General features: G+C 61.3%; 3 protein-coding genes and 1 pseudogene. 3 read left to right on the forward strand and 1 reads right to left on the reverse strand.

Features of this window, described 5'->3' with window-relative positions; all coding sequences use genetic code 11:
* Together B5F19_RS17600 and B5F19_RS16715 are read left to right on the forward strand one after the other, a co-directional pair.
* Positions 1-417: pseudogene (locus tag B5F19_RS17600) on the forward strand (DNA polymerase III subunit gamma/tau); the annotation flags it as partial.
* 97 nt (positions 418-514) lie between these two features.
* Positions 515-862, forward strand: coding sequence for a YbaB/EbfC family nucleoid-associated protein (locus tag B5F19_RS16715; RefSeq protein WP_087292885.1), 348 nt, complete (start codon positions 515-517; stop codon positions 860-862).
* A 62-nt stretch (positions 863-924) separates the two neighbouring features.
* On the opposite strand, the gene B5F19_RS16720 is transcribed toward B5F19_RS16715, so the two are convergent.
* Positions 925-1,116, reverse strand: a complete 192-nt coding sequence (locus tag B5F19_RS16720) for a hypothetical protein (RefSeq protein WP_087292888.1) — start codon at positions 1,114-1,116, stop codon at positions 925-927.
* Between the two features lie 129 nt (positions 1,117-1,245).
* Between B5F19_RS16720 and B5F19_RS16725 the strand changes: the two genes are divergently transcribed.
* On the forward strand, positions 1,246-1,419 hold the full coding sequence (locus B5F19_RS16725; RefSeq protein WP_087292891.1) for a ribbon-helix-helix domain-containing protein: 174 nt from the start codon (positions 1,246-1,248) through the stop codon (positions 1,417-1,419).
* The last annotated feature ends 259 nt before the right edge of the window (positions 1,420-1,678 follow it).

A 1,678-nucleotide genomic window follows, 5' to 3' on the forward strand; every position in this document is an offset into this window, starting at 1 on the left:
CCGGGACTGGGGGCGGCTGCTGCCCAGCCTGCCGCCCCCAGTCCCGGCGGCGGGGGAGGGGGAAACTCCGCCTTCTGGCCCGCCTTCGCGGCCGGTCTGGCGGGGAAGGTGCCCCCCTCGGTCCAGCCCTTCCTCAATAACCCGGCGAAAGTCACCGGCGTGTGGAAGAACGGCTTCCTCACCCTGTGGGTGGACAGCGAGTTTACCCGGGCCATGCTCAACAAGCCCACCGTCACCCAGCCCCTGGCCCAGGCGGCGGCCGCCTTCTTCGGCGCGGCGGAGGCCCGGGTTTCCGTGGTAGTGGGCCAGCCCCCGGCGGAGGAGGGCTCCGCGCCCCCGGCTGCCGGGGAGAAGCACGACGCTTTGGACGACCTGCTGGCCTTCGGGGCCCAGTTCGACAACATCAAAATTCAGTGATCAGGCCCTCCGCCATGCCGGCGGCGGGAGACAGCAAAGAAATTCAAGGCCGCCTGCCCATGGAGGCGGGCGGCGGAAACGGAAGGAGTGTTGCCACATGGCAAAAGGATTTGGCAGCCGGGGCATCCCCGGCATGGGCGGCGGCATGAATATGAACATGATCAAGCAGGCCCAGAAGATGCAGCAGGACATGCTGAAGATGCAGCAGGAGCTGGAGGAAAAGACCTATGAGGCCAGCGCAGGCGGCGGTGTGGTCACCGCCTCCGTCTCCGGCAAGCGGGAGCTGAAGTCCCTCACCATCGACCCCGACGCGGTGGACCCCGACGACGTGGAGATGCTGGAGGACATGATCGTGGCCGCCGTCAACGAGGCCCTGCGGGCCGCGGAGAGCGACGCCGCCTCCAACATGCAGAAACTCACCGGCGGGCTGGGCCTGCCCTTCTGAGCAATCCCAACACTGCAAAATCCCCGGCTGGCATGCAGTCCAGCCGGGGATTTTCCTTCCGCTCACCGGCGGGGCTCCGGCCACTTGGAGAACCGGGCGCAGGCGGGGTTGTCCGCCCGCTTGTCCCGGCACTTGGGCTCGGAACAGTGCCCCTCGTCCAAAGGGGCGTAGCGATAGCCCGCCACCCGGACGTAGTGCTGGTGGAAATGGCGGCACTGGGCGCAGGATTTGGGGATTTCATATTTTTCTTGCATAACAATCACCTCGTCTCAATCATACTATATAGTTACTATTAAGTCAATATATAGTCACTAGTTGAAGGGGATAATTTTTCCGCTATAATAGACACTATCTAGTGTTTATGAATAAAGGAGGGGCTTTGCTTGGCAGAACCCATCTATGTCAACCGGACCCGCCTGGTGTCCTCTCTGGATAACAGCTTGGTTCAACCATTCAACGACTTGTCCAAACAGACCCGCATCCCCAAGTCCCGGCTGCTGGACGAGGCCGTGGAGGATCTGTTGAAAAAATATGAGGAGAAGCAGGGGAGAGGGTAACACCCTAAGGGATTTCGATGCCGCCTTCTTAAGCCTTCCCCTTTAGGGGAAGGTGCCCCCGAAGGGGGCGGATGAGGGGGCAGGTTCCGGACCAGGTCGTTGTACGCAGGGGGGATTTCGCCGCCTGCGGGCGGCGAGTGACTTTCCCATCGTGCCGATTTACAATGCAAGTGCAACAGTAAATAAAAAGAGTGACTCAAAGAGGAAAAGCCAGTAAAATGGTAGTTGCGAGCCAACCATAAGGAGGCGTTCCTCAATG

It is taken from the genome of Pseudoflavonifractor sp. An184, assembly GCF_002160305.1.
Lineage (GTDB): Bacteria > Bacillota > Clostridia > Oscillospirales > Oscillospiraceae > Lawsonibacter > Lawsonibacter pullicola.

Coding starts and splice junctions, on each gene's coding strand:
- B5F19_RS16715 (WP_087292885.1), top strand. CDS start 515: ATGGCAAAAGGATTTGGCAGCCGGGGCATCCCCGGCATGGGCGGCGGC.
- B5F19_RS16720 (WP_087292888.1), bottom strand. CDS start 1,116: ATGCAAGAAAAATATGAAATCCCCAAATCCTGCGCCCAGTGCCGCCAT.